We start from the raw sequence: 11,610 nt of genomic DNA, 5'->3' as shown, positions 1-11,610 counted from the left end.
CTGTGCACATCGCCACATCCGCTGCCGAATCGTGCCCGCGCCGGGTTGACTGGACCCATGGCAGAGAGCCCGAGCGGCACGACGTCCGGCGGTGCGCCGGTCGCGGTCTCCGACGAGATGTTCGCGCCCGTCAGCCCCGGCGTCGAGCTGTGCTACCAGACCTTCGGCGACCCCGACGGCGACCCGTTGCTGCTGGTGATGGGGCTCAGCGGGCCGATGACCTGGTGGGACCCCGAGCTGTGCGCAGCCCTGGTGCAGCGCGGCTTCTTCGTGATCCGCTTCGACAACCGCGACACCGGTCGGTCGACCAAGATCGGTGGTGCGGTGCGCCGCGTCGACCTGGTGCGCGCCTTCGCGGGCCGAGGACGGCGGCCGCCGTACACGCTCTCGGACATGGCCACCGACGCGATCGGCCTCCTCGACCACCTCGGTCTGGCGTCCGCGCACGTGGCGGGCGTCTCGATGGGCGGCATGATCGCGCAGACCATCGCGATCGAGCACCCGGGCCGGGTCCGCTCGCTGACCAGCATCAGCTCCACCACCGGCCGACGCTCCGTCGGCTGGCAGCACCCGCGGCTGCTGCCGGTGCTCATCGCCCCGCGCGGCCCCGGCCGCACGGCGTACGCCGAGACCTCGGCGCGGACCTGGTCGATGATCGGCTCGCCGGCCTACCGCCAGGGGCACGCGGAGGTGCTGCGGCGGGCCGAGGAGACCTGGGACCGTGGCTTCTCGGCCAACGGGGTGATGCGCCAGATGCTCGCGATCCTCGCGCAGCCGGACCGCGGGCCGCGGCTGCGCAACCTCACCGTCCCCGCCCTGGTCCTGCACGGCGACTCCGACAAGATGGTCCACCTCTCGGGCGGCCGGGCCACCGCGGCGGCGATCCCCGGCGCGGAGCTGGTCGTGGTCCCGGGGATGGGCCACGACCTGCCCCGGCCGCTCTACGGCGACTTCGCCGACGCCATCCGGCGCACCGCCGACCGAGCCTGAACGCAGTCGACCCGCCAGAGCCTCGGCGAGGCGCTGGCGGGTCGACGTGCGAGGTCAGTCGGAGAGCCGGTCTCCGGACTCGGTGTCGAAGACGTGCACGTGAGCAGGGTCGGTCGTCACGTGGATCGTCTCGCCCTTGCCGACGTGGTGCTTGGCGTCGGTGCGCACGATGACCGTGCTCGGGACGCCGGCCACGTCGGAGGTGCCGTAGACGAACGAGTCGGCGCCGAGCTCCTCGACGACGGTCACCTTGATGGGGAACCCGCCCTCGTTGGCCGAGACCAGTCGCCAGTCCTCCGGCCGCACGCCGACGGTGATGTTGCCCTGCATCTTCTGGGCCGCTGCCGGGTCGACGGGGACGACGTAGCCGCCGATGGCTGCCTTGCCGTCCTTGGCGGTCGCCTCCATGAGGTTCATCTGCGGCGAGCCGATGAAGCCCGCCACGAACAGGTTGATCGGCTTGTTGTAGAGGGTCAGCGGCGAGTCGACCTGCTGGAGGTAGCCGTCCTTCATGACGGCGACCCGGTCGCCCATCGTCATCGCCTCGACCTGGTCGTGGGTGACGTAGACGGTGGTGACGCCGAGGTCGGCCTGCAGCTTCGCGATGTCGGTGCGCGTCTGGACGCGCATCTTGGCGTCGAGGTTGGACAGCGGCTCGTCCATGCAGAACACCTGCGGACTGCGGACGATGGCCCGACCCATGGCGACGCGCTGGCGCTGGCCACCGGACAGGGCCTTCGGCTTGCGCTCGAGGTACTCGGTCAGCCCGAGGATCCTGGCCGCCTCCTCGACACGCTTCTGCCGCTCCTCGGTCGGCACCTTGGCCATCTTGAGCGCGAAGCCCATGTTGTCGGCCACCGACATGTGGGGGTAGAGCGCGTAGTTCTGGAACACCATCGCGATGTCGCGGTCCTTGGGCGGCATGTGGGTGATCTCGCGGTCGCCGATGTAGATCTTCCCGGAGTTCACCTCCTCCAGGCCGGCGAGCATCCGCAGCGTGGTGGACTTCCCGCACCCGGAGGGGCCGACGAGAACCATGAACTCGCCGTCCTCGATCTCCAGGTCGATGCCTGGCACCGCGGGCTTGTCAGCCCCGGGGTACCACCGTTGTGCCTTCTCGAAGGTCACTGAGGCCATAGCAGGTGACTCCCTTCACCGGCAGGTACGTGCCGGACGATCCGTTGTGAAGTGACGGCGCTCACAGTAGCCCAGCGGCGGGACGACGGGAACCGCGGTAGGCGGCCCGTGGACACGGCCACACCGGCCGTCGTGTGACAGCCGTGTTACGGATTCGTGACCGTGGCGCCCTTGACGCCCCCAGCGCGTAAACGCTTACATCGGTTCGGGTGTGTGCGCTCCGTCACACCCTCGTGGACAGAGAGGCAATCCCGCTGATGCGACACTTCATCAAGCGACCCGCACTGGTCATGGCGACGACCGTGACCGCGGTCGGCATGGTTCTGGCCGGCTGTGCCAGCGACGACAGCTCCGGTGGCGGCGGCAGTGCGTCGGGCACCTGGCCCGGCGCCAACAACGACGCCTGTAGCGGCCTCGAGCAGCTGGCCGACTTCGGTGACCTCACCGGCAAGGAGGTCAGCATCTACACCTCGATCCTGCCGCCCGAGCAGCAGGCTCACGAGCAGTCCTACAAGCTGTTCACCGAGTGCACCGGCGCCTCGGTGAAGTACGAAGGCTCCGACCAGTTCGAGACCCAGCTGGTGGTCCGCGTCAAGGCCAACAACGCGCCCGACATCGCCTACATCCCGCAGCCCGGTCTGCTCAAGACCGTCGTCTCGTCGGGCAAGGTCGTGGAGGCCCCCTCCCAGGTGTCCGACAACGTCGACAAGTTCTTCGGCGAGGACTGGAAGGGCTACGGCACCGTCGACGGCAAGTTCTACGCCGCCCCGCTCGGCGCCAACGTGAAGTCGTTCGTGTGGTACTCCCCCAAGGCCTTCCAGAAGAACGGCTGGGAGGTCCCCCAGACCTGGGACGACATGCTCGCGCTGTCCGACACGATCGCGGCCACCGGCATCAAGCCCTGGTGTGCGGGCATCGAGTCCGGTGAGGCCACCGGCTGGCCGGCCACCGACTGGCTGGAGGACGTCCTGCTCCGCACCGCGGGCGCCGACGTCTACGACCAGTGGGTCAACCACGAGATCCCCTTCAACGACCCGCAGGTCGCCGATGCCCTCAACACCGTGGGCGGGATCCTCAAGAACGACAAGTACGTCAACGGCGGCTTCGGTGACGTGAAGTCCATCGCGACCACCTCCTTCCAGGACGGCGGCCTGCCGATCCTCGACGGCAAGTGCGCCCTGCACCGCCAGGCGTCCTTCTACGCCGCGCAGTGGCCGAAGGGCACTGACGTCAGCGAGACCGGCGACGTGTTCGCGTTCTACCTCCCGGTCATCAACGAGGGCGACAAGCCGGTCCTCGGTGGTGGCGAGTTCGTGGCGGCCTTCGACGACCGTCCCGAGGTCCAGGCGTTCCAGACCTACCTGTCGACCGACGTGTGGGCCAACCAGAAGGCCCAGGCCACCCCGGACGGCGGCTGGGTCAGCGCCAATAAGGGTCTCGACCTGGCCAACCTGTCCAGCCCGATCGACAAGCTCTCCGCCGAGGTCCTCCAGGACCCCAACGCGGTCTTCCGCTTCGACGGTTCCGACCAGATGCCGAGCGCCGTGGGTGCCGGTTCCTTCTGGAAGGAAATGACCTCGTGGATCACCGGCGAGAGCACCGACGACGCACTCAAGAACATCGAGTCGTCCTGGCCCGCCTCCTGATCTGACCCACCGGGGCGGGGCTCACCGAGCCCCGCCCCCGGTGGACAGATGTCTTGACTCCCGCCCGGCAACCTGCTGGCGTGGGGTCACTTATCTCGTGAGACCGCGCCGACGAAAGACGAGTTGCCGCTGTGACGACGTCAGAGAAGCTCACCCAGATGGTCATCGCCGTCGCCCTGTTCTTCGGGGTGATGGCACTCATCCTCCTCATCACCCAACGACTCCGCTCCCGCAACGGTGAGCGGGTCCAAGCCGCCGCATTCCTCGGCCCCGCGATGCTGCTGATCAGCATCGGCCTGCTCTACCCGGCGATCGCCACTGCGTGGCAGTCGCTGCACGGTGCCGGGCCGTTCGACCCGCCGTTCGTGGGTCTGGACAACTACAAGAACCTGTTCACCAACAGCCAGCAGCTGACCGTGCTGCGCAACACCCTGTTCTGGGTGGTGCTGACGCCCATCGTCTCGACCGCGATCGGGCTCATCTACGCGGTGCTCGTGGACCGCGCCAAGTTCGAGAAGTTCGCCAAGGCGCTGCTGTTCCTGCCGATGGCGATCTCGATGGTCGGTGCCTCGATCATCTGGAAGTTCGTCTACGCCTACAAGTCGAGCAGCACCGGTGACACCGTCGAGCAGATCGGCCTGCTCAACCAGTTCCTCACCTGGCTGCACCTCCCGACGTACAACTTCCTGCTCAACGACCCGTGGAACACCTTCTTCCTGATCGTGATCCTGATCTGGATCCAGGCCGGGTTCGCGATGACCATCCTGTCGGCCTCCATCAAGGCCATCCCCGATGACATCGTCGAGGCGGCCCGGCTCGACGGCGTCGGCGGCTGGAAGATGTTCCGCCACATCACGGTTCCCAGCATCCGGCCGTCGCTGATCGTGGTGCTGACCACGATCACCATCGCCACCCTGAAGGTGTTCGACATCGTGCAGACCGCCACCGGCGGCAACTTCAACACCAGCGTGCTGGCCTACGAGTTCTACCGTCAGGACTTCGTGGCCGGCAACCAGGGTCTGGCAACGGCCATCGCCGTGGTCATCTTCCTGCTGGTCACCCCGATCGTCATCTACAACGTCCGCCAGATGCGGAAGCTGGAGGCCCGATGAGCACCCAGACAGAGGTCACCACCGCGACCCAGACCGGCCCGCCCCCGCAGTCGGCCGCCAGCGCCGCCAAGGAGGGTCTCACCGGCCGCGTCGCGTCCGCGATCGCGCTGGTGATCGCGCTCCTGTGGACCGTCCCGACCTTCGGGTTGTTCGTGTCGTCCTTCCGGCCGGAGGAGGACGTGAAGTCCAACGGCTGGTGGAACGTCTTCACCGACCCGAGCTTCACGATGCAGAACTACCAGGACGTGCTGAGTGGCGGGTCCTCGGGCGAGAGCCTGACGACCAACCTCGTCAACTCCATCGTGATCACGATCCCGGCGGTGCTGATCCCGATCAGCCTGGCCACCCTGGCGGCGTACGCCTTCGCCTGGATGGACTTCAAGGGCCGCGACGTGTTGTTCGTCGGCGTCTTCGCGCTCCAGATCGTGCCCATCCAGGTCACCCTGGTGCCGCTGCTGTCGCTCTACACCGACCCGCCGTTCAACCTGATGCCGCTGGCCGGGCGCGACGCCCCCGCGGGAGGGCTCTATGAGCTCTGGCTGTCGCACACGATCTTCGCGCTGCCACTCGCGATCTTCCTGCTGCACAACTTCATGCGGGAGATCCCCGGCGAGCTGATCGAGTCGGCACGCATCGACGGGGCCGGGCACGTCCAGATCTTCACCCGGATCATGATCCCGCTGATGATGCCGGCCATCGCGGCGTTCGGGATCTTCCAGTTCCTGTGGGTGTGGAACGACCTGCTGGTCGCCCTGGTGTTCAGCTCGCCGGATGTCTCGCCGCTGACCGTCAAGCTGGTCAGCCTGGTGGGCCAGCGCGGTGAGGACTGGCAGCTGCTGGCCTCCGGCGCGTTCGTCTCGCTGGCGATCCCGCTGGCGGTGTTCATCGGACTGCAGCGCTACTTCGTCCGCGGCCTGCTGGCGGGCAGCGTCAAGGGCTGAGGCCATCGACGACGATGCCCGGCGCCTCCTGATCCACCGGGACGCCGGGCATCGTCGCTTCCGGCGGCATGCCTCGGACGAGCGGTCAGCGAAGGAGGTGGAACCGTGACCGGCATCAACGACGTCGCGCACGAGGTCGGCCTCTCGACGGCCACCGTCTCACGGGCGCTGCGCAACCTGCCGGGCGTCTCCGAGGAGACCCGACAGCGCGTCGTCGAGGCCGCCCAGCGACTCGGGTACGTCGCCTCCCCCGCCGCCTCCGTGCTCGCGGGGGGCGAGACCCGGACGATCGCGGTGGTCGCGCCGTTCGTGACGCGCTGGTTCTTCGCCACCGTCGTCGAGGGGGCCGAGAGCGTGCTGCGGCAGCACGGCTACGACGTGCTGCTCTACAGCCTCGGTGGCGACCAGGCCACCCGCAGCCGCGTGTTGCACAGCCACCAGCTGACCAAGCGGGTCGACGGGGTGCTGGTGCTCGGCATCGAGCCCACCGACGACGAGGAGCTCTGGCTGCACACGCACGCTCCTCCGGTCTCGCTGGTCGGCGCCCGGATGGAGGGGTGCCCCAGCGTCAGCATCGACGACGAGAGGGCCGCCCGGATCGGCCTGCAGCACCTGCTCGACCTCGGGCACCGCCGGATCGCCTACGTCGGCGGCTCCGCCACCGAGCCACTCGACTTCAGCACGCCGCGAGCCCGGCTCCGGGGCTACCGCAGCACCCTGACGACGGCCGGCATCCCGCTCCGAGCGGAGTACGAGACCTACGGCCACTTCACGATCGAGGGCGGTTTCGAGGCCGGCGGCGAGCTGCTGTCGCTGGAGGACCCGCCGACCGCCATCTTCTGCGCCTCCGACGAGATGGCGATCGGCGTGCTCAGCGCGGCGCGTGAGCGTGGCGTGTCCGTGCCGGGGCAGCTCTCGGTGATGGGGATCGACGACCACCTGCTGGCCCGCTACATCGGACTCAGCACGGTCCGGCAGCCGGTGGTCGAGCAGGGCCAGATCGCCGCCCGCAACCTGCTCGAGGTGATCCGGCAGCGACGGCTGGCGCCCTCCGACCGGGTGCTGTTCGGTGACACCGTGTTGCCGGCCGAGCTGGTCGCACGGACCAGCACCGGACCGGCCGACGCGGACCGCTCGGTGCCGGGGAGGCGCTCGACCTAGCCGCCGCCGAGCATCCGCCGGACGCCGGTCTTGGGGGCACCCTTGCGGACCACCGAGACGCCCGCCATCAGCGCGAAGCCCTTGACCCGCACCACCGGCGAGTCGGGCGTCAGCTCGGCCGGGACCTTGTCGCGGGACTGGCTGAAGTCGCCCATCACCCCCACCCCCTCGACGACCACGTGGGTGGACTGGTCGACCACGATGTCGACGCCGGCCATCACCGCACTCACCGTGATCACCGTCTCGGCGGCCGAGAAGGTCGCCTCGCGCAGGTCGATCCTCACCCCGCCCATGAACGCCGCCACCCGGTGCTCCGGAGGCACCAGCCAGGCGCCGACCCGCCTGGTCTCACCCAGGATCGCCAGGGAGCTGTCGTGGGTCACCGAGGCCGGCAGGTTGGCCGGCCGTGGCGCCGCCGGTGCGGTGGCCGGGTGGGCAGGCAGGTCGGCGGTGATCGGGACCAGGTCGGCATAGGTCTTGGCGGCATAGGCCGCCTCCAGCCGCTCGTCGAGCTCGTCGAGGTCGATCCGGCCCTCTCCGGCGGCCTCGCGGAGCACGTCGGCCACCCGATGCCGGTCGGCATCGGAGATGCGCAGCTGTGCCGCGTCGGGACGTCGTGCGGGCATGCTGCCGGGGTGCTCGGCCTCTGCTGCCATGGGGCCAGGGTAGTCGGCCGGGCGCGGCTCCGGCTCGACTAGCCTGGCGGTCGTGAGCACCCCTCCTCCTGCCCCCGCCTCCGAGCGGGCCACCGGCCCCGAGTTCCGCTACGCCGACCTGTTGCCCACCCACGGGTCCAACGGCGCCCCGGAGACGCCGTACCGGCTGCTGACGACGGAGGGGGTGTCCACCGTCGAGGTCGACGGGCAGCGGTTCCTCCGCGTCGAGCCCGAGGCGCTGCGCCTGCTCACCGAGACGGCGATGCACGACATCAGCCACTACCTCCGGCCGGGTCACCTGGCCCAGCTGCGCCGGATCATCGACGACCCGGAGGCGTCCGGCAACGACCGGTTCGTGGCGCTCGACCTGCTCAAGAACGTCAACATCTCGGCCGGCGGCGTCCTGCCGATGTGCCAGGACACCGGCACCGCGATCGTGATGGGCAAGAAGTCCGAGGGCGTGCTCACCGGCGGCGGTGACGACGCAGAGTCGATCAGCCGGGGCGTCTTCGACGCCTACACCCGACTCAACCTGCGCTACTCCCAGCTGGCGCCGCTGACGATGTGGGAGGAGAAGAACACCGGCACCAACCTGCCCGCCCAGGTGGAGCTCTACTCGATGCCCACTCCCGCCTCCGGCCCGGAGTACAAGTTCCTCTTCATGGCCAAGGGCGGCGGCTCGGCCAACAAGTCCTTCCTCTACCAGGAGACCAAGGCCGTCTTGAACCCCGAGCGGATGCTGGCGTTCCTCGACGAGAAGATCCGCTCGCTCGGCACCGCCGCCTGCCCGCCCTACCACTTGGCGGTCGTGATCGGCGGCACCAGCGCGGAGTTCGCCCTGAAGACCGCGAAGTATGCCTCCGCCCACTACCTCGACGACCTGCCGACCTCGGGTTCGGTCAGCGCACACGGCTTCCGCGACCTCGAGCTCGAGGAGGAGGTCTTCAAGCTCACCCAGGGGTTCGGGATCGGCGCGCAGTTCGGCGGGAAGTACTTCTGCCACGACGTGCGCGTGGTTCGGCTGCCGCGGCACGGGGCGTCCTGTCCGGTGGCGATCGCGGTGTCGTGCTCCGCTGACCGGCAGGCCCTGGGGAAGATCACCGCCGACGGGGTCTTCCTCGAGCAGCTCGAGACCGACCCGGCGTCCTACCTCCCCGACACGACCGAGGCCGATCTCATCAGCGGCGGCGAGGTGGTCCGGATCGACCTCAACCGGCCGATGTCCGAGATCCTGACCGAGCTCTCGCAGCACCCCGTGAAGACCCGTCTGTCGCTGACCGGTCCCCTGGTCGTGGCGCGCGACATCGCGCACGCCAAGATCAAGGAGCGCCTCGACGCCGGCGAGGAGATGCCGGCGTACCTGCGCGACCACGCGGTCTACTACGCCGGCCCGGCCAAGACACCGGAGGGCTATGCCTCAGGGTCGTTCGGCCCGACCACCGCTGGCCGGATGGACTCCTACGTCGAGCAGTTCCAGGCCGCCGGCGGGTCGAAGGTGATGCTCGCGAAGGGCAACCGGTCGAAGGCGGTGACCACCGCGTGCGCGTCGCACGGCGGCTTCTACCTCGGCTCGATCGGCGGGCCGGCCGCACGGCTGGCGCAGGACTGCATCAAGTCGGTCGAGGTGCTGGAGTACCCCGAGCTCGGCATGGAAGCCGTCTGGAAGATCGAGGTCGAGGACTTCCCTGCCTTCATCGTGGTCGACGACAAGGGCAACGACTTCTTCACCGACCCCGCAGGCAGCGTCACGGTGCCGCTGTCGGGGATCCGGGTCCGCTCCGCGGAGTAGGCGGGCCCAGACCTCCGCGGCTCGTCGGCCGACCGCTTCGCCGTGGTCGCCGTGGTGTGCGTCATCCACCGCGGCCGCCCGGGCGCTCCCTCCGTATGACGTCCCCGCGCCGCACCCGTTGCGTCATCCACCCCGGCCGCCCGGGCGCACCCTCCGTATGACGTCCCCGGGCCGGGCCCGTTGCGTCATCCACCCCGGCCGCCCGGGCGCTCTCTCCGTATGACGTCCCCGGGCCGGGCCCGTTGCGTCATCCACCCCGGCCGCCCGGGCGCACCCTCCGTATGACGTCCCCGCGCCGCACCCTGCCTGGCGACAAGCGGAACCGGCGAGCCTCAGGCGCTGGCGCCCAGCCGCGACCACCCGCCGGCGATGAGCGCGCGCTCGATCTGCGCGAAGAACTGGTCGGGGGCGAGCCGCAGGCCCAACAGCGGGAGCCGCAGCACGGTGCAACCCTGCAGCGACACGTGGTTCTGCCTCAACGCATCGTCGACGACGGAGGGCGCCGCGAGGTGATGGATGCCGTCGATCTCGACGGCCACCGCGAACGACTCCCAGAGTGCGTCGAGGTAGTAGTGACCACCGCGCCCGCGCCGACGAGCCTGCCGGGAAGGCTCCGGCAGACCTCGACGCCGGCACTCCCGGGCGAACTCCAGCTCACCCAGGAGCGGACCCCGCCGGCAAGCTCCAGCACCAGCTCGCCCAGGAGCACACGTCGCTTGTCTCTCCTGATCCGCAACAGCTCGCTCGCCAGGAGCTCGACACTCGTCAGACCCTGCTGGACCGCCAGCGTCACCAGGAGCGCGGCCTGTTTCGCCGACTTCGCCCACAGGGCAGCGCGCACGGCCGCCACCTCAGGGCGTGCTCGAGGTGGCCCGGACCCGGCCGCGACATCGTCGGCCTGCCATCGACGAGTCTGCCGGACGTTGAGCCCGGCGGTCCGCCGTACTCTCGCCCCGCGCGGCACCGAGACCCTGATGGCGTCGGCCGTGAAGCCCTCGAGGCCGGCTGCGAGCAGGGCGGCCGACCCGTCGAGGAACCCTCGCGGACCGCCCTCGAACACGGCGACCCAACGACGTGCCTCGACGGTGAGCGGGCCGGTCGTGATCGAGATCGACTGCGAGAGACACCGTCGCCACCGACGCGCGACCAGCTGGGCGCGCAGCTGACTGCGGGTCACGCCGAGGCCGTAGAGCTGGCGTCTGCTGATGATGTTGGCCTGGTCCGCCGCCAGCTCCATGGCTCGGGTCATGGGCGACGGGGCGTGGAGCGTCTGCGACATCCTCCGACGATGGCGGCAGGCCCGGTCGAGCGCCAGGACCGATCGCCCGCCTGTGGACAACCCCCCACGACGTCATCCGGATCGCTCGCCCTGACGCTCCCTTCGTATGACACTCCCACGGACGTCATCCGGATCGCTCGCCCCGACGCTCCCTTCGTATGACGCAACCACGGCGACCCCGGCCCTAGGGTCGAGCCATGGGCCGACCGAGGGAGGTGGCGAGGGCGGAGTCGCCGCGCGGGGAGCTCGTCCTGCGGCGCCGGTACGACGGCAAGCGCGAGGTGCTGGAGCTGCGGGCCAACGGCGTGTTCGTGATGGACACGGCGGAGACGTCGTCCGAACGCGCCCTGGCTGACCGGGCCCTCGCGGCGACCGGCCGGCCGCACCACGTGCTCGTGGGCGGGCTCGGCCTGGGCTTCACGCTCGCGGCGGTGCTCACCGACCCGCGGGTGCAGCGATGCACGGTCGTCGAGATCGAGCCGGCACTGGTCGACTGGCTGCGCGACGGGACGGTGCCGCACGGTCCGGCGCTGCTGGCCGACCCCCGCGTCGAGCTCCTGGTCGACGACGTGGCGGCGGTGCTCGGCGCGGCCGAGCGGCCGACGTACGACCTGGTGCTGCTCGACATCGACAACGGACCGGGCTACCTCGTGCACGACGCCAACGCCGCCGTCTACGAGGCAGGCTTCCTCGCCGACCTCCGGCACACGATCCGGCCCGGCGGGGCCGTGGTCGTCTGGTCGGCGGCCCGCGAGCCAGGGCTGCTCGGGCACCTGAGTGCGGCCTACGACACCGCGGAGGAGCTCGACCAGCCGGTCACCCTGCAGGGTCGCGACGAGCACTACTGGCTCTACGTCGGCCATCGAGGGCTCGACGGCATCGCCGAGTAGCCTCGACGG

At 69.8% G+C, this 11,610-nt stretch carries 11 protein-coding genes; 7 read left to right on the top strand and 4 right to left on the bottom strand.

The features are described from left to right. Positions 1-57 precede the first annotated feature (57 nt). Positions 58-990, top strand: coding sequence for an alpha/beta fold hydrolase (locus R2740_RS04695; RefSeq protein ID WP_371301528.1), 933 nt, complete (start codon positions 58-60; stop codon positions 988-990). Positions 991-1,044: 54 nt separating this feature from the next. Here the strand turns inward: R2740_RS04695 and R2740_RS04690 are convergent, their stop codons facing one another. Then, positions 1,045-2,127: an ABC transporter ATP-binding protein gene (locus R2740_RS04690; RefSeq protein WP_371301527.1), complete on the bottom strand. Its 1,083-nt coding sequence runs from the start codon at positions 2,125-2,127 to the stop codon at positions 1,045-1,047. Positions 2,128-2,360: 233 nt separating this feature from the next. Between R2740_RS04690 and R2740_RS04685 the strand changes: the two genes are divergently transcribed. The 4 genes from R2740_RS04685 (at position 2,361) to R2740_RS04670 (ending at position 6,987) form a co-directional block, all read left to right on the top strand. Next, positions 2,361-3,773, top strand: a complete 1,413-nt coding sequence (locus tag R2740_RS04685; protein WP_371301526.1) for an ABC transporter substrate-binding protein — start codon at positions 2,361-2,363, stop codon at positions 3,771-3,773. 131 nt (positions 3,774-3,904) lie between these two features. Continuing rightward, positions 3,905-4,885 carry a carbohydrate ABC transporter permease gene (locus tag R2740_RS04680; RefSeq protein ID WP_371301525.1) on the top strand — a complete coding sequence of 327 codons (981 nt, stop codon included), beginning with the start codon at positions 3,905-3,907 and terminating at the stop codon, positions 4,883-4,885. Beyond that, positions 4,882-5,826 (top strand): carbohydrate ABC transporter permease, encoded by a 945-nt coding sequence (locus R2740_RS04675; RefSeq protein WP_371301524.1) that lies wholly within the window; start codon positions 4,882-4,884, stop codon positions 5,824-5,826. The genes R2740_RS04680 and R2740_RS04675 overlap by 4 nt, the downstream gene beginning before the upstream one ends. Positions 5,827-5,931: 105 nt before the next feature. Next, positions 5,932-6,987, top strand: coding sequence for a LacI family DNA-binding transcriptional regulator (locus R2740_RS04670; RefSeq protein ID WP_371301523.1), 1,056 nt, complete (start codon positions 5,932-5,934; stop codon positions 6,985-6,987). On the opposite strand, the gene R2740_RS04665 is transcribed toward R2740_RS04670, so the two are convergent. Next, entirely contained in the window at positions 6,984-7,643 is a 660-nt protein-coding gene (locus R2740_RS04665; RefSeq protein ID WP_371301522.1) for a DUF1707 domain-containing protein, read from the bottom strand. The genes R2740_RS04670 and R2740_RS04665 overlap by 4 nt on opposite strands. Before the next feature lie 52 nt (positions 7,644-7,695). Between R2740_RS04665 and R2740_RS04660 the strand changes: the two genes are divergently transcribed. After that, positions 7,696-9,432: a fumarate hydratase gene (locus tag R2740_RS04660; protein WP_371301521.1), complete on the top strand. Its 1,737-nt coding sequence runs from the start codon at positions 7,696-7,698 to the stop codon at positions 9,430-9,432. A 332-nt stretch (positions 9,433-9,764) separates the two neighbouring features. Here the strand turns inward: R2740_RS04660 and R2740_RS04655 are convergent, their stop codons facing one another. Both R2740_RS04655 and R2740_RS04650 read right to left on the bottom strand, forming a co-directional pair. After that, complete coding sequence (locus tag R2740_RS04655) at positions 9,765-9,971, bottom strand: hypothetical protein (protein WP_371301520.1); 207 nt, start codon at positions 9,969-9,971, stop codon at positions 9,765-9,767. Continuing rightward, positions 9,908-10,711: a hypothetical protein gene (locus tag R2740_RS04650; RefSeq protein WP_371301519.1), complete on the bottom strand. Its 804-nt coding sequence runs from the start codon at positions 10,709-10,711 to the stop codon at positions 9,908-9,910. The genes R2740_RS04655 and R2740_RS04650 overlap by 64 nt, the downstream gene beginning before the upstream one ends. A 197-nt stretch (positions 10,712-10,908) precedes the next feature. Between R2740_RS04650 and R2740_RS04645 the strand changes: the two genes are divergently transcribed. Continuing rightward, on the top strand, positions 10,909-11,601 hold the full coding sequence (locus R2740_RS04645; RefSeq protein ID WP_371301518.1) for a spermidine synthase: 693 nt from the start codon (positions 10,909-10,911) through the stop codon (positions 11,599-11,601). The last annotated feature ends 9 nt before the right edge of the window (positions 11,602-11,610 follow it).

Source organism: Nocardioides sp., from assembly GCF_041393715.1.
Classification (GTDB): Bacteria; Actinomycetota; Actinomycetes; order Propionibacteriales; family Nocardioidaceae; genus Nocardioides.
The sequence above is the reverse complement of the archived record's forward strand: the minus strand, read 5'-3'. Positions and strand labels throughout refer to the sequence as shown.

Excerpts from the sequence above, each read along its gene's own strand:
- R2740_RS04695 (WP_371301528.1), top strand. The coding sequence starts at position 58 with ATGGCAGAGAGCCCGAGCGGCACGACGTCCGGCGGTGCGCCGGTCGCG.
- R2740_RS04690 (WP_371301527.1), bottom strand. The coding sequence starts at position 2,127 with ATGGCCTCAGTGACCTTCGAGAAGGCACAACGGTGGTACCCCGGGGCT.
- R2740_RS04675 (WP_371301524.1), top strand. The coding sequence starts at position 4,882 with ATGAGCACCCAGACAGAGGTCACCACCGCGACCCAGACCGGCCCGCCC.
- R2740_RS04665 (WP_371301522.1), bottom strand. The coding sequence starts at position 7,643 with ATGGCAGCAGAGGCCGAGCACCCCGGCAGCATGCCCGCACGACGTCCC.
- R2740_RS04650 (WP_371301519.1), bottom strand. The coding sequence starts at position 10,711 with ATGTCGCAGACGCTCCACGCCCCGTCGCCCATGACCCGAGCCATGGAG.
- R2740_RS04645 (WP_371301518.1), top strand. The coding sequence starts at position 10,909 with ATGGGCCGACCGAGGGAGGTGGCGAGGGCGGAGTCGCCGCGCGGGGAG.